14 protein-coding genes and 1 pseudogene are annotated in these 19,766 nt (G+C 71.8%); 2 read left to right on the top strand and 13 right to left on the bottom strand.

Annotation, left to right across the window (positions count from 1 at the left end):
* Positions 1 to 158: 158 nt before the first annotated feature.
* From ABT300_RS29865 to ABT300_RS29810, 12 genes and pseudogenes are all read right to left on the bottom strand, one after another.
* Positions 159 to 506 carry a GNAT family N-acetyltransferase gene (locus tag ABT300_RS29865; RefSeq protein WP_351682027.1) on the bottom strand — a complete coding sequence of 116 codons (348 nt, stop codon included), beginning with the start codon at positions 504 to 506 and terminating at the stop codon, positions 159 to 161.
* A gap of 49 nt (positions 507 to 555) precedes the next feature.
* Positions 556 to 975: an aspartate 1-decarboxylase gene (gene panD / locus ABT300_RS29860; RefSeq protein WP_351682025.1), complete on the bottom strand. Its 420-nt coding sequence runs from the start codon at positions 973 to 975 to the stop codon at positions 556 to 558.
* Between the two features lie 276 nt (positions 976 to 1,251).
* A pseudogene (locus ABT300_RS29855) lies at positions 1,252 to 1,374 on the bottom strand (nucleotidyl transferase AbiEii/AbiGii toxin family protein); the annotation flags it as partial.
* Positions 1,375 to 1,687: 313 nt separating this feature from the next.
* Positions 1,688 to 2,521 (bottom strand): alpha/beta fold hydrolase, encoded by an 834-nt coding sequence (locus ABT300_RS29850; RefSeq protein WP_351682023.1) that lies wholly within the window; start codon positions 2,519 to 2,521, stop codon positions 1,688 to 1,690.
* Between the two features lie 26 nt (positions 2,522 to 2,547).
* A complete protein-coding gene (locus ABT300_RS29845) occupies positions 2,548 to 3,429 on the bottom strand; it encodes an alpha/beta fold hydrolase (RefSeq protein ID WP_351682020.1) in 882 nt (293 codons plus the stop codon).
* Positions 3,430 to 3,569: 140 nt separating this feature from the next.
* Positions 3,570 to 4,559, bottom strand: a complete 990-nt coding sequence (locus ABT300_RS29840; RefSeq protein WP_351682017.1) for an alpha/beta fold hydrolase — start codon at positions 4,557 to 4,559, stop codon at positions 3,570 to 3,572.
* 74 nt (positions 4,560 to 4,633) lie between these two features.
* Positions 4,634 to 5,416: an SDR family NAD(P)-dependent oxidoreductase gene (locus ABT300_RS29835; protein WP_351682015.1), complete on the bottom strand. Its 783-nt coding sequence runs from the start codon at positions 5,414 to 5,416 to the stop codon at positions 4,634 to 4,636.
* Positions 5,416 to 5,550 (bottom strand): hypothetical protein, encoded by a 135-nt coding sequence (locus tag ABT300_RS29830; protein WP_351682013.1) that lies wholly within the window; start codon positions 5,548 to 5,550, stop codon positions 5,416 to 5,418. The genes ABT300_RS29835 and ABT300_RS29830 overlap by 1 nt, the downstream gene beginning before the upstream one ends.
* Complete coding sequence (locus ABT300_RS29825) at positions 5,547 to 6,356, bottom strand: alpha/beta hydrolase (RefSeq protein ID WP_351682011.1); 810 nt, start codon at positions 6,354 to 6,356, stop codon at positions 5,547 to 5,549. Before ABT300_RS29825 ends, ABT300_RS29830 begins: the two co-directional genes overlap by 4 nt.
* A 94-nt stretch (positions 6,357 to 6,450) precedes the next feature.
* Complete coding sequence (locus ABT300_RS29820; RefSeq protein WP_351682008.1) at positions 6,451 to 7,530, bottom strand: MBL fold metallo-hydrolase; 1,080 nt, start codon at positions 7,528 to 7,530, stop codon at positions 6,451 to 6,453.
* Positions 7,531 to 7,826: 296 nt separating this feature from the next.
* Positions 7,827 to 10,820, bottom strand: coding sequence for an AfsR/SARP family transcriptional regulator (locus ABT300_RS29815; protein ID WP_351682006.1), 2,994 nt, complete (start codon positions 10,818 to 10,820; stop codon positions 7,827 to 7,829).
* Between the two features lie 387 nt (positions 10,821 to 11,207).
* Positions 11,208 to 12,233 (bottom strand): M28 family peptidase, encoded by a 1,026-nt coding sequence (locus tag ABT300_RS29810; RefSeq protein ID WP_351682003.1) that lies wholly within the window; start codon positions 12,231 to 12,233, stop codon positions 11,208 to 11,210.
* A 201-nt stretch (positions 12,234 to 12,434) separates the two neighbouring features.
* On the opposite strand from ABT300_RS29810, the gene ABT300_RS29805 reads away from it, so the two are divergent.
* Both ABT300_RS29805 and ABT300_RS29800 read left to right on the top strand, forming a co-directional pair.
* Entirely contained in the window at positions 12,435 to 15,365 is a 2,931-nt protein-coding gene (locus tag ABT300_RS29805) for an AfsR/SARP family transcriptional regulator (RefSeq protein WP_351682000.1), read from the top strand.
* Between the two features lie 383 nt (positions 15,366 to 15,748).
* Entirely contained in the window at positions 15,749 to 18,514 is a 2,766-nt protein-coding gene (locus ABT300_RS29800) for an AAA family ATPase (RefSeq protein WP_351681997.1), read from the top strand.
* A 260-nt stretch (positions 18,515 to 18,774) separates the two neighbouring features.
* Here ABT300_RS29800 and ABT300_RS29795 read toward each other — a convergent pair whose 3' ends face one another.
* Positions 18,775 to 19,299 (bottom strand): peptidylprolyl isomerase, encoded by a 525-nt coding sequence (locus ABT300_RS29795; protein ID WP_351681995.1) that lies wholly within the window; start codon positions 19,297 to 19,299, stop codon positions 18,775 to 18,777.
* Between the last annotated feature and the right edge of the window lie 467 nt (positions 19,300 to 19,766).

Raw genomic sequence — 19,766 nt, 5'->3', positions numbered from 1 at the left:
CACGGAGCCGCCGAAGGACACCTGCCCTGACCGTCGGGCGGCCGGGCCGCAGCAGGGCAGGCATCCCGGCCGGCCTCCGGACCCCCTGGCTCGCAGCTCGCCGAGAAGGCCGGCCAGGACGCCCGGGCCCGGGCCGGGGCCGGGGCCGCGCCCGAAGGTCAGAACCGGCCGGGGTGGGCGCGCAGCCAGTCCTTCGCGGCGCTCAGCAGCTCGGGGTCCGCGGCGGGGGCCTCCTCGGGGTGCTTCGCCGCCCACTTCACGACGTACGGGCACAGCGGCGCCACCGGGAGGCCGCCGCGCGCGGCCAGCGCGTACAGCTCGCGCGCCAACGACCCGGCGATGCCCTTGCCCTCGTGGGCCGGCTCGACGATCGTGTGCACCGGCACCAGCGCGGTCGCGGGCGACTCGAGGACGAAGTACTCGATACGGCCCACGACTTCACCGCCGTCGCCGACGGCTTCGAGGCGGCCCGCCGCCCGGTCGTCACGGATCTCGATGTCGCTCATGGGCACTCCCGGTCGCGGTCGCTGCGCCGGCCGACGCCGGCTGCTTCGGTCAGACCGACACCGCGTGCGGGCTGCGCTCCTGGTCCGTGCCCGGCACCGGCTCCGACGGGTCGGCGCCCAGGGCGACGATCCGGTTGTCACGGTCCACGTGCACGATCCGCGGCTCCAGCGCCCGCGCCTCGGCGTCGGTCACCTGAGCGTAACTGATGATGATCACCAGGTCGCCGGGGTGCACGAGATGCGCGGCGGCGCCGTTGATGCCGACCACACCGGAGCCGCGCTCCCCTTCGATGACGTACGTCTCCAGCCGGGACCCGTTGTCGATGTCGACGATGTGCACGAGCTCGCCCGGCAGCAGGTCGGCGGCGTCCAGCAGGTCGGCGTCGATGGTCACCGATCCCACGTAGTGCAGGTCGGCCTGGGTGACGGTGGCACGATGAATCTTGGACTTGAACATGGTGCGCAGCATGTTGAACTCCCGGAAGACGGCTCCCTGCCTGCTTTGTGCAGGTCAAGGGCGTCCTCGACCTTACACCGACACCCCCGTCCGGTGTTTGTGAGGAACATCGCTTCGGTCGGGCTGAACGGCTTCCTGCCTGGGCTTTCGCGCCGCACCGGCACCTGCTGGGACCGCCGCCCGGGGACGCGCGGGGACTCGTGCTGACCGGATGCCGACTTACCTGATGAATCATCAGGTAAGCGGGAAGCTCCGCGGCAGCGTGGCACTCGTGAGCGAGGCGGGGCCACTGAAGCGTTCGACCAGGCCGTGGGCCTGCACGGCGTATCCGCCGGTGAGGACCAGAGGGTAAGGGGAGCCGAGGTCGAGGATGTCGGCGAGGAGACGCTCGTGGAGCGGAGTGAGCTTCACGCGGCGGTCGTGTCGGCCGGGGCGGTTCGGAGCAGTTCGGAGCAGTTCGGAGCAGTTCGGGGAAGGCGTACTCCCAGACTTCGCGGATGTAGGGACTGATCAAGCTCCGCAGCACGGGCCACTGCTCGATGAGCAGCCGGTGGTGCAGGAGGGCCATCAGGTCCTCACTGAGCCCTTCGGCCAGGACGGTCCGGTAGAGCGTCATGCGGGACTTCGGACGGTCCAGGCCTGCGCGCGGGTCGGGCGCCCACGCCGAGGGCGGCCTGTGCCCGAAGGTCGAGGCGGACGCCCTCGGCAGGTGGCCGATGAGCGACTATTTGCTCAGGAAGGCGAGCAGCGCGGCGTTGACCTCCTCGGCGTGCGTCCACAGCAGACCGTGCGGGGCGCCCTCGATCTCGACGTACTCGGCCGAGGGCAGCAGCGCGTGGAAGGGCCGTCCGGTGGAGTCGATCGGCAGGATCCGGTCGGCCGTGCCGTGCAGGATCAGTGTCGGTACGTCGATCCGGGCGACGTCGGCGCGGAAGTCGGTGATCCAGGTGGGCACGCAGGCCGTCGACGCGTACGCCGACGCCCCCGCCGCCACATTCCAGGCAGCACGCACCGCCTCTTCGCTGATCCGGCCGCCGAGCGTCTCGTCGAGGTTGTAGAACGCCTCGTAGAAGCCGGTGAAGTAGGCGTAGCGATCTTTCGTGACCGCCTCCAGGATGCCGTCGAAGACGGACCGGTCGACACCGTCCGGATTGTCGTCGGTCTTGAGCAGAAAGGGTTCGAGGGAGGCCAGGAAGGCGGCTTTGGCGACGCGCTGCGAGCCGTACCTGCCCAGGTAACGGCCGACTTCCCCCGTGCCCATGGAGAACCCGACGAGTACCGCGTCGGTGAGGTCCAGCTCCGACAGCAGGGTGTCGAGATCGGCGGCGAAGCTGTCGTAGTCGTAGCCCGTGGTCGGCTGCGACGACCTGCCGAAGCCGCGCCGGTCGTAGGTGATGACACGGTGGCCCGCGTCGAGCAGGGCCGGGAGTTGCCTCTCCCAGGAGTGGCCGTCCAGCGGGTAGCCGTGGATCAGCACGACGGGCTGCCCGCTCCCGTGGTCCTCGTAGTACAACTCGATGTCGGTGGAGTTCTCCTGGCCGACCGTGACGTACGGCATGTCGGTTCCCTTCGCGGATCGATGGATCAGGAGGTGGCGCGGGCGGCGGCCTCGATGACGCGTGCGGTGGCGTCGGGGTGTGACACGAGGACCGCGTGTGAGGCGCCGCGGATCACCGTGGTGTGCGAACCCGCACGTCGAGCCATGGCCTGTTCGGCAGCCGGCGGGATGGCGCGGTCTGCGCCTGCGACCAGGAACCAGGAGGGAACGGTCTTCCACGCCGGCTCGCTGCTGGGTTCCTCGAACGCGGCCAGGGCCACCGGCCGTTGCCCGGCCGCCATCAGCCGGGCCTTGCCGGCCGGCACGTCGGCGGCGAAGACCGGCCGGAAGTCCCGGGGGTTGACGTAGGCGTCCTGCCCGCCGGGGAATGCCCGGACCGTCAGCGCCTGCGGGAGCCGGCTGCCCGGGTACCGTCCGAGGATCGCCAGGCCGGACTCGCCCTGGTCGGGAGCGAACGCGGCGACGTAGACCAGGGCCTTGACGTTGGAGTGACCCGCCGCGGCGTCGCTGATGACGGCGCCGCCGTAGGAGTGGCCGACCAGGATGACCGGGCCGGGAATGGCATCCAGGACACTGGACACATAGGCCGAGTCGCCGGCCAGGCCACGGAGCGGGTTCGCCACGCCGATCACCGGGTATCCCTGGCGCGCGAGCCGCGACATCACTCCGTCCCAGCTCGACGAGTCCGCGAACGCACCGTGGACCAGGACCACGGTCGGCTTCGCCGTGCTCGCCGTGCTCGCCATGGCGGACGTCGTCGCGGCGTGCGCGGCGGAGACCGAGCCGCCGGGCGTGGCGGCGGACAGCGCCGGGACCGCGAGCAGTGTCCCGATCACCAGCGCCGAGAACAGCGGCCTTCTGCGGCGTCGGCCGCACTCGCGGAATCGGATGGCTTCGATGGCGGTCATGACTGTTCTCCTCGTCTCTTCTCTTTGCTGCTTAGGGACGGTCCGGCTCACTGGGACGGCGGCGGTCGGGCGAGGCGCAGGCTCGCGGTCGGCCCCCGGGCCGAAGGTCGGGAAGAACCCGCTCGATTGCGGTCCTGCCGTCAGCGTCGGCCGCCCAGGAAGTGCAGCAGCAGGTCGGTCATCTCCTTCGGATGCTCCTCGTAGATCCAGTGGCCGGAGTCGGGGACGACGACCGGGGTGACGTGGGCGGCGTAGCGGCGTACCTGCTTCCCGACCGACGAACCGAGGCTGCCGTCGGCGCCGATCGCGAGGACCGGCATGGTCAGGGGCTTCTTCCGGAACCGCGCGTTGTCGGCGACGTCCTGCGGGAACGTCCGGAACCAGGCGAAGCTCGCCTCCAGGTGTGCGGGGTCGCGCAGGTAGGAGGAGAAGACCTGGAGATCCTCCGGGGTCAGGGCGTCCTTGTGGACGGCGATGCCCCGCATGAAGCCGGAGATCCACGTCAGTTCGCGGCCCTGGATCAGGCTCTCGGGGAGGCCGGTCTGCAGGGCGAAGAAGCCGAAGTGCCACGCCCCGGGTCCCTGGGCCGTCAGCGACGGGAACTCGTAGATGCCCCGGTCGGGGATCGGGGCCTCGCTGAGCACGAGCTTTGTGACGCTGCGGGGGTACTGCGCGGCGTAGGCGTAGGCGACCATCGTGCCGATGTCGTGGCCGACGACGTTGACGTCCTGGTCCTTGCCGAGCGACACCAGGAGCGCGTGCAGCTTGGCGGCCATGGTCTTCTTGTCGTAGCCGGACGCCGGGGCGTCGCTCTTGCCCGCGCCGGGCAGGTCGGGTGCAATGACGGTGTAGTGCTTGGCGAGCGCGGGCATGATGCCGTGCCACTCGTACCAGGTCTGGGGGTAGCCGTGGATCAGGACCAGGGTCGGACCGTGGCCGCCGATCACGTAGTTGACGCCGGTTCCGGCGACCTGGGTCTTGTGTTCGCTGAAGCCGGCGGGCATCTGCTCGCCGGACGACGGCGCCGTCCTGTCGGCGGCCGCGGCCGTCAGGGTGATCGACCCGAGGCCGACGGCCAGCGCGAAGACGGCGGCTGTCAGACGGCGGGATCCGGGCAGGCGGAATCTCACTGATCTCTCCAGGGGTGCGAGGGGAAGGCAGGCGCGGCGGGCGCGGCGCCCGCGGTGCCGAGACGGCGAGAGCGTCAGATCTGGCGCAGTGCGCCGCCGTCGACGGCCCACTCGGCGCCGGTGATCTGGCGTGCGAGGGGTGAGAGCAGGTAGGCGACGACCCGTGCGACGTCGTCGGGGCTGCCGAGCCGGGCGGTGGGCAGGCGTCGCACCTCCCGCACGAAGTGGTCGATCGCCGCCTCCGGTTCCAGGCCGAACTGTGCGGCGAGCTGCTCGGCGAAGCCGCCTGGGCTGTCCCACAGCCGGGTCCGGGTGGGTCCGGGTGCGACGACGTTGGAACGCACCCCGCGCGGGCCGAACTCGGCCGCCAGGGTCTTGGACAGCGACAGCAGCGCGGTCTTGGCGGCCGCGTAGTCCACCATCGACACGTCCGGCATCCTGGCCGCCTCGCTGGTGAGGTGGACCAGGGAGCCGCCGCGCATGAGCAGGGCGGGCAGCGCGGCCCGGGTCATCCGCACAGCGCAGTGGAAGTTGAGCTCGAACGTCGCCTGCCACTGCCCGTCGCTCACGTCCAGGAATCCGGTGCGGGAGTCCAGTCCGCCGACGTTGTTGACGAGTCCGTCCAGTCGCCCGTGCCGGGCGAGCACCTCCTCCACCACACGCCGGGCCGCGCCGGGCTCCGTGAGGTCGGCCGCCAGGCCGTCGACCCGCGGGCCGAGGGCTTCGACGCCCTCAGGGTGGCGGGCCACGGCGACGACCGTGGCGCCCTCGGCCGCCAGCACCCCCACAGTGGCCTCGCCGATCCCGGCGGACGCGCCGGTCACCACCACGACTGCCTCGTCGAGTCGGAGATCCATCAGTCGTACTCCCTGCGGGCGAGCCGGCCGCCGACGCCGTGCGGCACGGCGCCGGTGACGCGCGGGTTGCCGTCGGCGGCCGGTCCCGGGTCGGCGCCGGACGTTCCGGCGGTCCGGGACGGACGGAAGCTCATCGCCCGCTCTCCAGACCCTGCTGCCGCAGCCAGGTGAGGACGGTGTCCGCGACGTCGCGCCAGCCGTCGTCGATCGTCAGGGAGTGCCCGCGGTCGGGGAAGTCGGTGATGTCGGTGACGGCCTCGGAGTGCCGGTACTGCTTGAGGGTGGCCCGGGTGACGGCCTCGGGCACCGTGTGGTCCTTGCCGCCGGAGATCAGCAGCAGCGGACCGCGACCACTGTTCCGCGTGTCGACCTTCGCCGGCGAGTGAGGACTGAAGTTGGCGGAGGCGGCCTCGTACAGCGGCTTGCCCGGCGCGGGGATGGTCCACCTCTCGTACAGGGCCGTGGATTCCTCCTCCGAGACGGCGTTGCCGAACGCGAACCGGAACTGCTCCGCGGTCAGCGAGACCGACCGGTGCTTGTTGGCCGGGTTCCTGAACACCGGGAACGTCGCCCGCAGCGCGGACAGCGGCACGGGCAGGACGCCCTTGATCTGTGCGGCGTCGATCGCGACCGCGGCGGCGGCGCGGTCCTGGCCGAGCAGCTTCTGCGCGATCATCCCGCCGAAGGAGTGACCGATCACGACGGGCCGGACGGGCAGGTCCGCGATCAGTGCCGCGTAGTGCTCGACGACGTCGTCGATGCCGTGGCCGGCGATGCTCTCGGGGTTCTGGCGCGCTTCCTCGACGGTGTCGGGGTCGCCGGGCCACCCGGGCGCGGACGGGTCGTAGCCCTCCTCGCGGAACAGATCGATCCACGGCTGCCAGGAGGTGCTGTGCAGCCAGAGTCCGTGGACGAAGACCACGGGAAGCGGGACGGTCATGGCTGGGCCTCTTCTGTGTGGGTGTCCTGACCGGGTATGTGCACACGAAACCGGGAACCCCGGTGCTCTCGCACCGGGGTGGCGCCCCAGTGGTTCAGGGGCGGACGCCGAACGGTCCGAGGACACCCGTGTCGATCCGCAAGGACTCCAGCAGGGTCCAGGCGTTGTCCTTCGTGAAGACGTCGGCGGCGGCGAGGACGCCGGTGTACTTCGCGGTCACCGGGGCGGCCGCGGCGTCGGCGACCGCGTCGAGGAAGGTCTTGAAGATCGCCCACGAGTTGCCCTGCGCTTCGTACTTGCGGAAGAACGGGCTCGGGTCGACGGAGGCGATCGCGGACCGGGTACTGGCCTCGAGATCGTCCATGTACTGGATCTGCAGGGCCCCGTCCGCGCGGACTCCGAGCCGCCCGAGATGGCCGCCGACGAAAGTCCGCCACGGGTAGGCCATCGCGATCCTCTGGGCCTTGATCCACGCGGGGATGTCCTGCGACACCGCGAGGTTCTTGAACGGCACCCACCCCGGGTACAGGACGTCGACCAGCATCAGGGTGGCGTATTCGGGCGCGTAGACGAAGATGTTGTCCGGGGAGTGGTTGGGCCCGTGGTACGCCAGGCGCAGGGTTTCACCACCGACCTTGAGCTGGTAGCTGTCGTGGAAGGTGACGGTCGGCAGCGGACGGTTGGGGTCTGCCGCGCGGGCCAGCAGGCCGGCCGTCGCGGCGTGCGAGATCCGGACGACGTCGGCTCCGAACAGACCGGCGGCGCCGATGTGGTCGGCGTGCGAGTGCGAGTAGACCAGGTGGGTCACCCTGCTCGGCCGACCGTTGACCCGGGTGACGTCGTCGATCGCGCGGAGCAGGTTGTGCCCGATGGTCGGCGGTGCGTCGACGAGGACGACGCCCCGCGTGGTCGTCAGGAACATGGACTGGTAGTGGGAGTCGGTGACCCAGTACAGGTTTCCGGCGATCTGGCCGACGTGGTAGCCGCCCGGGTTCGGTGTGGGCCCCACCGAGGCGGCCGGGATCGGCGCGAAGTCGGGCAGGCCGCCCTCGTCGGCGTGGGCGGGCCCGGCCGTCGCTCCCACGAGGGCGGCGGACGCCGGGACGGCGAGGGCGCCGGCGGCGCCCTTGAGGAATCTGCGGCGGCCTGCCTGAGGCAGGGGTTCGCAAGACATGGGAATCGATCGCCTTTCGGTTCAAGGGCACTCTTCAAAAGCAGAGTTCAGGCGCAGAGCTCGAGCGCAGAGCTCAGGGGCAGAGCTCAGGGGCAGAGGTGCTCAGTCGGAGCAGGGTTCGAAGGCCTCGATCCGCACGCCGCCCCGCGGGAGTTCGAGGACGTCACGCCCGGGGACGGCTGCCGACGCCCTCGGCGCTCCTCGCGGAGCACGGTGATGCCGACCGCCCCAGGACAGCACCGTGTGAGCAGCGTTCGCACCGGGGCCGCACCCCAGCAGGAGTAGGGGACCGCCGGTCACTCGACCATGGCAGCCGATGTGCCGTCGGCCCTCGGCACGCCACCGGAGCCCGACGTCACATCCGGTACGCCGTCGGCGGAGAAGGGCGAGCTCTGAAGCTTCGCCCTGACCTCGGCCGCCCACGGGGGATCGATCTCGGTGAGGATGTCCGTCGCCTGCGCCCACACCGCACGGGCGGCCGCGTGGTCGCCGGTCGCCGCGTGGGTGTCGCCGAGCCTGGTGAGGCTGCCGGCTTCGTTGTAACGGTCGCCGTTCCTGCGCAGCATGCCGATGGCCCGCAGGTAACAGGTGCGCGCTCGTCCGAAGTTGCCCAGACGGTGATGGGCGTAGGCGAGGGTGTCCCAGGCATTGGCCTCGTTCGGGCCGCCTCGGTCGCTCATCCGTCGGTACAGGGCAAGTGACCTCAGGGCGTCGGCCACGGCCTTGTCGCAGTCGCCGAGTACCGCTTCGTACCAGGCGATCGCGTTCATCGCGTCCGCCTGCCCGCTCAGATGTCCGGCGATGCGGTACAGGTCCAGGGCGTGCCGGGTGTGCCGTATCGCCTCACCGTGCCTCTCCGTGCGGGTCATCACCCAGCCGAGGGCGCGTCGTGTGTGCGCCTGGCTGAGGTCGTCGCCGAGGGCCTCGAACAGGGACAGGGCGTGGCGCAGGTGGTCTTCGGCCTCGGGATAGCGGCGGAGCAGCGAACAGGCGCGTCCGAGGCCGCCGTAGGCGTGCGCGACGCCGACGGGGTCGGTGAGCTGCTGGGCCGCGGCGAGGGCGATGCGCTGGAGGTCCGCCCAGTCGTGCCAGTGCCCGAACCGTTCGTGCACCGGGTCCAGCAGCCGCGCCAGTTGCCACGCGTGGCCGCCGAACCCTTCGTCCGCCGACTGCCTCGCCACTTCCAGCAGAACGAGCCGCTCCGCGCTGAACCAGCTGAGGGCGGACTCGGCGTCCCTCAGGACCACCGGGGTCCCCGTCGTCTCCGGTGACGGGGGCGGTGAGGGGAAGACACCCGCCGGATCGAGAAGAGGGGCGCTGGCATACGCGGTGAGCAGATAGTGATCGAACATGCGGCGCAGGGCGTCGCGCCGTCCCTCCTCGCTGTCCCCCTCGCCGTCCTCGGCACGAGCGAGCTCGTTCGCGTACGCGCGCAGGAGGTCGTGGAAGCGGTATCGGCCCGGGGCCTCCTCGGTGAGGAGATGCGTGCGCGTCAGTTCGCCCAGCAGGGAACGAACCCGGACGGCTGGGCGGTCCGCGAGTGCGGCGGCCGCGTGGGTCCCGATGTCCGGCCCGGGATGCAGGGACAGGAGCCGGAACAGCCGGGCGGCCTCACCGGTCAGCGTGCGGTACGACCAGCCGAACACCGTCCGCACATCTGTCGTCGCGTCGAGGCCGTCGAAGGCGTCGAGGCTTCCGTTCGCCTCCATGAGTTCCGCCGCGATCCCGGACAAGGCGAACGTCGGGTTCATCAGGGCGCGGGCCGTGATGACGGACAGCGCCAGCGGCAGCCCGCCGCAGAGGGAGACGATCGTGTCGACGGCAGCGGGTTCGGCGGCCACCCGTTCGGCCCCGAGCCGTCGTACGAGTGACTGTCTGGCGTCATTCCGGGACAGCAGGTCCAGAGTGAGGGGGTGTGCGCCGTCGGCCACCACCAGGCTGGTCAGTTGACTGCGACTGGTGATCAGGACCAGGCAGCCGGCGGCGCCGGGCAGCAGCGGACGCACCTGGTCGGCGTCGCGCGCGTTGTCCAGCAGGACCAGGACGCGTCGGTCCGCGAGCAGGCTTCGGTACAGAGCCGCCTGGGCTTCCAGGCTGTCGGGCATCTGTTTGCGGCTGACTCCCAGGGCCTCGAGGAAGCCGCGCACGGCCTCCGCAGGGTCCATGGCCGCGCCCTGGAGATCGAATCCCCGCAGATTGACGTAGAGCTGGCCGTCCGGGAACCGGTCCGTCACTCGATGGGCCACCTGGACGGCCAAAGTGGTCTTGCCCACTCCGGCCATGCCGCCGATCGCGTTGATCACCATGGTGGTCCCGGGTCCGCCCTCGCCCGGGACGGCCGGAAGGCGGCTCAGCACATGGTCGACTTCGGCCTCGCGGCCCGCGAAATGTTCGTAGGCGGAGGGGAGTTGGGCTGGCCGGGGCAGCGGTACGAGGAGGTCCTCGCGAACCGGGGAGGCAGTCTCGGGAGAAGCGGCGGCCCGGCCGGTCGAGCCCTCACTGTCGGAGACCGTGAAGGGCGTCGCGGGGGCGGGTGCGGCCCGCCTGCCCAGCGCTTCGCGGTGGGCGGCGAGCAACTCGGCGGAGGGCTCGACGCCCAGTTCCGCGGCCAGGAGCACCCGGATCTTCTGATAGGTCTCCAAGGCCTGGGCCTGCCGGCCCGTCAGCGTCAGCGCCCGGATCAGCCGGCTGTGCAGCGGTTCGTCAAGAGGATGGTCGTCCGCCAGGCCCTGCAGTTGAGCCAGCACCGGGTCCGCGCGGCCGCAGCGCAGGGCCGTGTCGGCGGCCTCCTTGACCGTGGCCAGGCGCTCGCCGTCGAGTCCTGCGAACACGGGGTGGCTGCGAGCCCGAGCCGGTGTCCCGGCCGCCGCGTGACCGCGCCACAGCGCCAGGGCCTGCGCGTACAGCTCGAGGGCGTACGCAGAACCGTCCGCTTCGTCGGCCGCACGCGCCTGTGTGCGCAAGTCTCGGAAGCGCAGCAGGTCAAGTGCGGTGACGTCGACGTTCAGCCGGTATCCGCCGCCCTCTCGGAGCAGCCATCTCCCGGTCGCCATCCGGGGCAGCCCCGGCTCCAGCACGCGGCGCAGCGCCCCCGCGTAGCGGCGGACGACGTTGACCGCGCTCGGCGGCGCATCGCGCCCCCACAGCATGTCGACGACTTCCGCGACGGCGACGGGCCGGCCCGCGTTGGCCAGCAGCAACGCCGCGAACGCCTGCTGCTGCGGGGGCCCCAGGAGCAGCTCGACATCGGCCCGCCAGGCGCGTAACGGACCGAGCACGGCGAAGTGCACCGACTCCTCCCCCGGGGGGCGGAGCTCGGGCCCGCCGGAAGGACCGGGCGTGGGCCCGGCCGAAGGTCTCCGCATTTCGGCCGGGTGTCTCATACGGCGTTCGGCCGAGCACGATGACCGGCGAAGCGCGCGCCGGCGCCCGTACCTGCCGTTGCCCTGCTGAACGCGTCGAGCACCATGGTCATGAATCTCCCCGTCCCGAGGCCCCGGTCCGCCCTGTCCGCCCGCGACCGATGCGCGTGCGAGCTGTGCCGTCAGGGGCCTTCCCCCCAGCTCACAGTATCCCGGTCCCCAGGGCGAAGGCCGGTCGCGCAGGGTCGAGGCCGGACGGCCGCGGGCGTGGAGGACGGCCCCGGGGCGCACGTCGCCCCTCACCATGACGTTCTCTCACCCGCTGGGCCAGTGCAGCGCTGTGGCCGCGGTCGCGGCGGTGACCGCGGCGAGCCGGTCGTAGTCGAGGAGGTCCGCCGTGTCCGTGGGGCGGTGGTAGTGCCGATTACGGAAGTTGGCGGTGCTGGTCAGCATGAGCGCCGGAATCCGGCGGTTCCAGAACGAGGCGTGGTCGCTGCGCCCGAGATGATTCGCCGGTGGTACCAGCAGGCCGATGAGCAGGCCCGACGGCCCTTGGGGACGGCGATCGCGCAGGGCGATCGAAGGGAGGGCGGGCAGCGCCGGACCCACACCTCCGGCCGCACGCTGCCACAGAGCGGCGGCGCCCTGTGTGGAACGCCGGTGGACCACGAGGGTGAAGTCGCCGCGGAAGCGGTTCGCACGGACCTCGCGGGCCGCCGACGGGAAGGCCAGACCGAAGCCTGCGGGCAGCCGCTGACCACCCGGCTCAGGTGCGAAGTACCCGACCGACTCCAGACAGATCATGCCCGCCACCTGCCCCGGCCGCTGGGCGAACTGCCGGGCGGCGTAACGCGAGCCGATCAGACCGAGTTCCTCCATGTCGAAGCACATGAGGGTGACGGGCGGCGGCTCTTCCAGCGCGCCGAGCAGCCGGGCGGCCTCCAGCAGGACCGCCACACCGGAGGCGTTGTCGTCGGCTCCCGGGCTCTGGTCGACGGAGTCCAGGTGCGCGCCGATCAGCACGGTCGGCCGCTGCGGGTGCCCGGGGAGTCGCGCGAGCAGGTTGGCTCCGGTCAGCCGCCGGTGCAGGCGCAGCTTGAGCGGAAGGAGCCGGTGCCCCTGCCGGTCGGTCGTGCCCGGCTGCCACCGCAGGTCGAACGGCTGTCTCTCGACCTGCCAGCCGGCGGCCGACAGCTCCTGCGTCACATGGCGCTCCGCCTCGGCCATGGCTTCCGGCGCGCGCACACGGCTGCGTGGGCGCGCCGCCAGGACGTCGACATCGCGTCGAAGCCGTCCCGGGTCGACCTGCCCGGCCAGCAGGTGCGTCGCCGACTCGATCACGTGGAGACTCCGTCCGTCGTGCCGGATACCGCTGCTCGCTCCGGCTCGGTGTGCTGGGGGCAGCGTAAGAGCTCGGCGGATCAACGGTTGACGTGTCCGGGGTGACCGTCGGCGCGACACGACCGCAGGGCGGTAAACGACCAAGACCGGAAATGATCGAGGCCGGTCGGTGCGGACAGCCGACGTCATAGAATCTGAACTGTGCGTTTCACGGTGTTGGGGCCCGTCGGAGCCTGGCGAGGCGAAACGGAGCTGACCCCGGGACCGCCCAAGCGGCGCGCCCTGCTGGCCCTGCTCCTGACGCGGGCGGGGGAGCCCGTTCCCGTCCACGAGATCGTCGACGTGCTGTGGGGCGAGAACCCGCCGGTCAGCTCCGTCAATGTGCTGAGCCGTCATGTAGGCGCTCTGCGCGGGATGTTGGACACGGATCCGTCCGGACGAGCCACGTCGAGCCGACTCGTACGCGGCTCCGGAGGCTACCGCCTGATGGTCGCCGCCGGAGAGCTCGACCTCCAGCGGTTCCGTGCCCTGCGTGACGAGGCGAGCGCCGCCCGGGATCTGGGCGACCCTGCCGGGGCCGCCGCGTCACTGCTCGAGGCACTCGCCCTGTGGCGCGGACCCACAGCGTCGGGGATCGCGCCGGAAGTGCGCGCGCACCCCGCCTTCGCGTCGGTGGACCGGGAGTATCCGGCCGCGGTGAAGGAAGCCGCCGCGGTGGCTCTCGAAGCCGGACCGGCACTCGCCGGGCAGCTGTTGCCGATCCTCCGGCGGGCGGCCGCGGACCACCCCCTGGACGAGGCGCTCCACGCGAGTCTCGTCACAGCGCTCGCGGCGACCGGACACCGGGCCGAGGCATGGAACGCCTACCGGGCCGCCAGTGCGCGACTGGTCGATGAGCTGGGTCTGGACCCGGGCCCTGAACTTCTGGCAGCAGAAGAGCAGTTGGCGCGCAACGCCGTCCCGACGTCGCCTGCCTCCGCACCGCCGGGTCGGCCGGGGGCCGGGAGCACCGCTCGGAGCGGCGCCGAGGACGACGCTCCCCAACCGTCCCACGGCGGCGCCTGCGCAGCCGAAGCCTCCACCGGCAGGACGGCAGACGGTGCGGCGTGGGTCCGCCCTGCACAACTCCCGCCCGACCTGGTCATGTTCACCGGCCGTCGCGCCGAACTGGACCGGGTTCACGCCCTCTTGTCGCCGTCCGGTCGTCGACCGAACGCCGTGGTGATCAGCGCGATCGGCGGCATGGCGGGCGTAGGCAAGACCAGCCTGGCCGTGCACTGGGCCCACCAGATCGCCCACCGCTTCCCCGACGGCCAGCTGTACGCCGACCTGCGAGGCTTCGACCCGTCGGGGTCGATCGCCGATCCCGCCGTGGTGATCCGGGGCTTTCTCGACGCCCTGGGCGTTCCCGCGCACCGCATGCCGGCCGGCCTCGACGCCCAGAGCGCCCTCTACCGGAGCCTGCTGGCCGGCCACCGTGTCCTGGTGCTGCTGGACAACGCGCGCGACACGGAACAGGTCCGCCCGCTCCTGCCCGGCTCGGCCGGATGCCTGATCGTCGTCACGAGCCGCAACCACCTGCACGGACTCGTCGTCGCGGACGGCGCCCATCCCCTCTCGCTCGACCTCCTGACGGCCGCGGAGTCCAGGGAGTTCCTCATCAGGCGGCTCGGCGCGAAGCGGGTCGCCGGGGAACCGGCCGCCGCTGACGAGATCGTCGCCCTGTGCGGCTCCCTGCCGTTGACACTGGCCATCGTCAGTGCCCGCGCCGCAGTCCATCCGGGGTGGAGCCTCTCGTCCATCGTGGAGGACCTGCGCCGGACCCGCGGCAGCCTCGCCGGGTTCACTCACGATGATCCCGCCACCGACCCCCGTACGGCGTTCTCGTGGTCCTACGACGCCCTCACCCCAGGTGCGGCGAGACTATTCCGCCTCCTGGCGGTCCATCCCGGCCCTGACGCGTCCGCCGCGACCGCGGCGGTTCTGCTGGGCCTGCCGCTCAAGGACACACGCCCCCTGCTCTCCGAGCTGGTCGGCGCACATCTGCTCACCCAGCGGTCTCCGGGCCGTTTCGGCTCACACGAACTGCTGCGGATCTACGCCGCGGAACTGACGGAATCACACGACGCCCCCGCGGAGCGGGACGCCGCACGGCGCCGGCTGCTCGACCACCTCCTGCACACCGCCCACCGGGCCGACAGCCTCCTCGCGCCCCACCGGGAACGTCTCGCCCTGTCACAGCGGGCCGCCCCCGGGTCCGGTCCGGTGGCGTTCGACAGCCAGGAGAAGGCGGCGAACTGGCTGAACTCCGAGCGCCCGGTCCTCCTCGCAGCCGTGCAGGAGGCCGCCCGCTCCGGCCTGGGCGCCCACAGCTGGCAGCTTGCCGCGACGCTGGAGCTCTTCCTCGACCGGCATGGCCGGTGGCAGGACCAACTGGTCGTTCAGGCCACGGCGTTGCGCGCGGCGGAGGAACTGGGCGACCTCTCGGGACGCGCTCACGCGCACCGGGCCCTGGGCTTCGTGAACGGGCGTCTGGAACGCCCCGCCGAAGCACGCGAGCACCTGTCCACCGCGCTGGAACTGTTCGCCGCCATCGGCGACCTGCCCGGCCAGGGGCGCGTCCACCGCTACCTGGCCTTCCAGGCCAACCGCCAAGGTCGTCACCACGAGGCACTCGACCACTACGGCGAGGCGCACTCGCTGTACGGGGCGGCCGGTCATCGCAGCGGACAGGCAGGCATCTTCAACGAGGTCGGCTGGACCCGCATTCTGCTCGGCTCGTACGAGGAAGCCCTGGTCGACTGCGGGCAGGCGATCACCATGAACCAGCAACTCGGCGACCTCAACGGGGAAGCCGCCGCCTGGGACAGCCTCGGCTACGCCCACCACCACCTCGGCCGGTATCAACAGGCCCTCACCTGCTACGAACACGCGTTGACGGCATACCGCGAGATCCACGACGACTACCTGGAAGCGGACACCCTCGTGCACATCGGTGACGCGTGGGAGGCCGACGGCTCCCAGGAGCGGGCAGCGGGCGCCTGGCAGCAGGCGCTGGAGATCCTGGAGACCATCGCGCACCCCGACGCAGAGCACGTACGCGACAAGCTCCGGCGCCCCGACGGCACATGACTCGACGCCGCGGCATCCCGCCGCGGTCGAGAGAAGACGTCCACGGGGAACGGGGGCCGCACTCCGCCGGTGCTCGGGGGCTACGGCGTCATTGGGCGCCGCCGCGGGGAGGCGAACCGGCCGCGGCGGGTTCGAGACCGTCGTTCCCCGCCGGCAGTTCACGCTGCCGCAGGGGTGAACGCTCACCCGACGGGGCGTTCACCTTCTCGGCACACTTTGCACACTCCGCCCCTCTTACCGTCGATCGACGGCATTCAGCCTTCCTCGCCGTCCCGGACGCCGGAGAAAGATCACACAGGCCCGTCGCCGCCCTCAACGACTCGGCCTGTTGCGGCGCGCCCACGCTCCGAACCGGGCAGAGCTTCACGAAAGGAGATCTCATCGTGTGGTCAGGGGTTCCCCGTGCGGCGGCGCCGCCGATGGTCGGTCGGCACGCGGAGCGTGAGTCGATCGGAAGGCTGCTCGAATCGGTCCGTGACGGCTTCAGTGGAGTCCTGGTGCTCACCGGCGACGCGGGAGTCGGCAAATCCCGGCTTCTGGAGTACGCCGCCGAGTCGGCCGAGGACCTGACAGTCGTCAGGCTGGTCGGCGTGGAGGCCGAGACACGACTGGGCTACGGCGCCCTGCACCGGCTCCTGCGGCCCTGCCTCGGCCGGCTGTCGGCTCTGCCGCAGCGGCAGCGCGACGCCCTGAACGCCGCGTTCGGGCTGACCGACGCTGCACCGTCCGACCGTCATCTGGTCGCATTGGCCGCGCTGACGCTGCTCTCGGACGCGGCCACGGCGGCACCGATGCTCTGCCTGGTCGACGACGTGCAGTGGCTGGACCGCGAGTCGGCGGAGACCCTGGCGTTCGTGGGCCGACGCCTGTACGCGGACTGCCTCGGGCTGCTGTTCGCCGGGCGTGACGGGACCGGCGTCCACGACGTCTTCGGCGCCCTGCCCGCACTCCGGCTGGAAGGACTCGCCGACGTGGAGGCCCGGGCCCTGCTGACCGAAGGCGTGACCGGACACCTGGACCAGGCGGTCGCCGAGCGGCTCGTGGCCGGCACGGCGGGCAATCCCCTCGCGCTGTTGGAACTCGCGGTGAACCTGGGCCCGGAGCAGCTGGCCGGGATCGCGCCATTACCCGAGCCTCTGCCGCTGAACCGGCAGCTGGAAGAGCACTTCCGGCAGGCGGCGGCGCTGCTGCCCGCCGACACCCAGACCCTGCTGCTGCTCATGGCCACGACGCCGAGGGACGACCAGGCAGCGCTGTGGCGCGCCGCCGGCGCCCTGGGACTGTCCGTCCGGTCGGCCGCGTCGGCGGTCGCCGCGGGGATACTGAGCCGGGGGACTTTCGCCGAGTTCCGCCACCCGCTGATCCGGTCGGCGGTCCACTCGGCCGCGTCCGCCGAGGAGCGGCGCCGTGTCCAGGCGGCACTGGCCGCCACGAGCGCTCCCGAGCGCCGGGCCTGGCATCTGGCGGAGGCGGCCCACGGTCCGGACGACAGCGTGGCCGCACAGCTCGAAGCCGCCTCAGAACTGGCCCACACGCGTGGTGGACACTCCGAACGGGCCCTGGTCCTCACCCGGGCGGCGGAACTGACCGCGCACCCGGGCAGACGTGCCGAGCGCTATCTCCGCGCGGCGGCGGCACACCTCGCCTCCGGCAATCTGTCGGCGGTCCGGCCGCTGCTCGAACTCGCCACGCCCGACCTGACCGGTCCGACCGCCCGGGTCCAGGCGATACGGCTGCGGGCGTCCGTCGAGATGACGTGCGCCCGCCCCCGTGAGGTGCCCGCGATGCTGCTGGACGCGGTGGCCGACCTCGGCGCCACCGATCCCGAGGCGGGCTGGGACCTGCTGCGCGAGGCGACGCACGCCGCGATCATGGGCGGCCGGACGATCACCGGGACGACCCCCCTCGAGGTCGCCAAGGCCACCGCCGACGCCTGGCGCGAACCGGCGTTGCCGGCCTGGAGCCCCGATCCGCTGATGGCGGCACTGGCGCGCTTGATCGCCTACGGCTACGCCGCGGCAGCCCCGGCCCTGGCCGCGGCCCTGGCCCGGTTGCGCACCGCCGACGAACTCCAGGATCAGAACACGTTCAGCGCCATGGTCAGCATCGCGGGCGACGAGTTGTGGGACATCGAAGCCAAGCGGGAGATCCTCGAACGGCTGGTGACGGCGGACCGGGACCGCGGAGCCCTCTACGCGCTCGGTATCGCGTTGGTCTCCCTCGCCACCGTGGAGATCTGGGACGGCCGGTTCGCCGCCGCCGAAAGCTGCTACAACGAGGCGGACGGCTACATGACCGCGACCGGATACGGCGCGTCGGGAGACTTCCACAAGGCCCTGCTCCATGCCTGGACCGGCCGGGAAACCGAGTTGCGGGCCGCGGTCGCGACGATGAACGCCATGGTCGAGGATCGGGGCCTCGCACTGAACCGGCGGTTGATCGGCCAGGCCCTCAGCATCCTGGAGATCGGTCGCGGACGCTATCGGGAGGCGCTCGACGCCCTGCTCACGGTCTACGACCACGACCCGTTGGTCCTCGGCGACGTCAATCTCGCCGGAATGGTCGAGGCCGGGCTGCGGGCCGGCGACCGGGAGGCCGCCGTCATGGCCATGGAGCGCATGGAGGAGCGCGCTCCGCTGGCCGGAACCCCATGGGCCTGGGGGCTGCTCGCGCGCTGCCGGGCCCTGATGACCGACGATGACGGAGCCGAGCAGCTGTACCAGGAATCGATCGTGCAGCTCGAGAAGGTCCCGGTGGCCGTGGAGCTGGCATGGTCGCGCCTGCTCTTCGGCGAATGGCTCCGCCGTCGCAGGCGTCGTGCCGACGCCAGGGTCCAACTGCGGGCCGCCTACGAGTCCTTCGCGTTCTGGGGAGCCGCCCCCTTCGCCGAGCGGGCGAGAGCAGAGCTGCTGGCAACCGGGGAGACGGCACGCAAACGCACGGTCGACACCCGGTTCGACCTCACACCGCAGGAACGGCATGTGGCGATGCTGGCCGTGTCGGGGTCGACCAACGCGGAGATCGCCACCCGGTTGTTCGTCACCACCTCGACCGTCGAGTTCCATTTGAGCAGGGTCTTCCGCAAGCTCGGCATCACGTCGCGCAAGCAGATCGGGCGCAAGCTGAGCGACGACGGTCCCGACGACTGAGCGCGGGCCGTCGGCCGGCACGACGGCGATCGCGCCCGCCGCGACCGCCATCGGCCGGACGCACCGCTCGGCGCGTCCCCAGCCGGGGTGGCTCCCCGGTGCGAGCCAGACGTCGGCCTGTGTGGAATGCGACGGATCGGCGCCCTCGACGTCGGCGGGAACCAGGTACGAGCGACACCCGAGGCCCTCGTCGTCGTGCCCGGCATCGCCGTGGCGCGGTCGGTCACGTGGCCGAACCGCGCTGACCGCGCCACAGTTCGTCAGGGCCGGCAGGACGGCCGGACCGTGCGCAGCTCGGTCCGCAGCACGGGTGTGCCGTCGACCGGCGCCGGGTCCTGCGAGGTCGGCTCGACGCCGCCGGCTGCGATCTTGTCGAGAGTCTCCAGACCGGTGGCGCCGACCGTGCCGAACACCGTGTAGTTCGGTCGCAGCGCGGAGTCGCCGTAGACGACGAAGAACTGTGAACCGTTCGTGTCCGGCCCGGCGTTGGCCATTGCCAGCAGACCGCGCCCGTAGAGGCGACGGACGCCCGTCGGGTCGCTCGGCGCCGGCGGCAGGTCCACCGGCAGCTCGTCCTTGTACCTGTACCCCGGTCCGCCCTCGCCGGTGCCGGTCGGATCGCCGCACTGCAGGACCTTCAGCGTCGGATACGCCGTCAGTCGATGGCACACCGTACGGTCGTAGAAGCCGTGCCGCGCCAGGTGCACGAAGCTCTGAACCGTGCACGGCGCCTTCGCCCGGTCCAGGCGCAGCGGGAGCGGACCCTGACTGGTCGGGACAGCCATGGCGACCGCGCCGCGGCTGGGGGTGTGTCGCGGGTCGGGCGGCAGGGGAACGGGACGCGCCGCCGGCTCGTCCGGGGTCTGGGTGTACTGGCAGGGACCATGTGTGGTTCGCGGCGGGGCGTCGGAAGCGGAGGCGCTGCTGCCCCCGGAAGTGACCAACGCCAATGCCGCCAATGCGGTCATGAGTGCTCGGTTCATCCTGCACACCCTCCCGAAGATCGCCGGTTTCGGAGCGGTGGCAGTCTAGGTCCGGGCTCGGGGTGCGGGAACGTGCTCTCCAGGCCACATCCGTCTCGGCGGCTTTCGGCCCGCGGCCGCACGCCGCTTCGTCCGGCGGCTACGCGTCGCAGACCCGGGCGCGGGCGACCACGGGCCGGGTGGCGAGGAACCGGCCCGCCAGGCGCCACACGCCGACCAGGACCAGGCGGACGACGGTGTGGACGGTCATGCCGCCGGCTCCGGCGGAG

It is taken from the genome of Streptomyces sp. NPDC001027, from assembly GCF_040299045.1.
GTDB lineage: Bacteria > Actinomycetota > Actinomycetes > Streptomycetales > Streptomycetaceae > Streptomyces.
This window is presented reverse-complemented; position numbering and strand designations above follow the sequence as displayed.

Bases quoted from the DNA above. Each gene is read 5' to 3' on its own strand.
- ABT300_RS29865 (WP_351682027.1), bottom strand. From the start codon at position 506: ATGAGCGACATCGAGATCCGTGACGACCGGGCGGCGGGCCGCCTCGAA.
- panD (WP_351682025.1), bottom strand. From the start codon at position 975: ATGCTGCGCACCATGTTCAAGTCCAAGATTCATCGTGCCACCGTCACC.
- ABT300_RS29850 (WP_351682023.1), bottom strand. From the start codon at position 2,521: ATGCCGTACGTCACGGTCGGCCAGGAGAACTCCACCGACATCGAGTTG.
- ABT300_RS29845 (WP_351682020.1), bottom strand. From the start codon at position 3,429: ATGACCGCCATCGAAGCCATCCGATTCCGCGAGTGCGGCCGACGCCGC.
- ABT300_RS29835 (WP_351682015.1), bottom strand. From the start codon at position 5,416: ATGGATCTCCGACTCGACGAGGCAGTCGTGGTGGTGACCGGCGCGTCC.
- ABT300_RS29830 (WP_351682013.1), bottom strand. From the start codon at position 5,550: ATGAGCTTCCGTCCGTCCCGGACCGCCGGAACGTCCGGCGCCGACCCG.
- ABT300_RS29825 (WP_351682011.1), bottom strand. From the start codon at position 6,356: ATGACCGTCCCGCTTCCCGTGGTCTTCGTCCACGGACTCTGGCTGCAC.
- ABT300_RS29820 (WP_351682008.1), bottom strand. From the start codon at position 7,530: ATGTCTTGCGAACCCCTGCCTCAGGCAGGCCGCCGCAGATTCCTCAAG.
- ABT300_RS29795 (WP_351681995.1), bottom strand. From the start codon at position 19,299: ATGGCTGTCCCGACCAGTCAGGGTCCGCTCCCGCTGCGCCTGGACCGG.